Annotated in this window: 2 protein-coding genes; both read right to left on the bottom strand. The window is 46.9% G+C overall.

Going from position 1 to position 959, the window contains the following annotated elements; all coding sequences use genetic code 11:
* On the bottom strand, nt 1–551 hold a 551-nt coding region (locus SCJ97_11575; GenBank protein MDW7740669.1), incomplete at its 3' end, for a hypothetical protein.
* A gap of 39 nt (nt 552–590) precedes the next feature.
* On the bottom strand, nt 591–959 hold a 369-nt coding region (locus tag SCJ97_11570; GenBank protein MDW7740668.1), incomplete at its 5' end, for a hypothetical protein.

Here is a 959-nt window from a genome sequence, read left to right as displayed (position 1 = left end):
TTAAAGCCACCCATATAGACCCCGGTGTGACCAGGATCAGCTGATACGCTGGTGGCCCAGATCTGACGGGTTAGGGGTTTAATGATCTCTGCGGCTACAAGATCATCTGTCATCCAAGGATTTATGAAAAAAAGTGGTGCAGGATAGACATCACCTGCTTCAAATACCCCCCAATCGTCAATAAACACATATTTAGGCGGTGCGCAGAGTTCGATAGCAGTGATTACTTCCATGTTGCGGACTGCATCAGGTGCGGTCACAAAGCTGTTGCTGTCCATTACATCCATGAAGTAAGCTTTCATGTAAATCTCGGAGGCTTTCGACAGTTTGCCGTCGCCCGAGATAGCCTGCTTCATTTCAGCACCGGTATTGCAAAGGTGGCCGACCTGCTTTTCAAAATCTATCTTGCCTTCAAATTCGTATGAAATAGTCTGGCTTAAATCGCCGGTTGTGAACGGAACCATGAATTTACCTTGCGAGAAAGCCGGTAAGGCAAGCGCCAGGGTTAAAACTAAAGTCAGCGTTACTGTGATCAATATCTTTTTATTCACGTGCTTAACACTTCCTTTCTTGAACGTTTGTCAAGCTTTTTAGAAAAGATCCCACCAGTCGGTTGTTGCTTCTGTTCCTTCCGGCAAGTTCATCAGTTCAAGAGCTTCTTTGACTTCTGCTCTGCCAACTACTGTAATATCTTCGGTCAGGTAGGCGTGCGAGAACGGACTGCTTAAGCTGACGAAACGCTTGGTTGTTCCCATTGAAGTGCGGAACCAGGCGTCCATGGTGAAGTAGTTGCCAACGTAATCTTCGCCTAGAACGACATCATCAGCAGGAAAACCACCTTCAAAGCCCCACTGATCGTCATCCGGTTCATTCCACCACCATTCCGGTCCACCGTTAGGCTCAATTTCTTCAGTAAAACAAGCGAATGGACCGTATGCAGCTGTGAAGTCAGTATGCAT

It is taken from the genome of Bacillota bacterium (assembly GCA_033549065.1).
GTDB lineage: Bacteria > Bacillota > Dethiobacteria > DTU022 > DTU022 > JAWSUE01.
The sequence above is the reverse complement of the archived record's forward strand: the minus strand, read 5'-3'. Positions and strand labels throughout refer to the sequence as shown.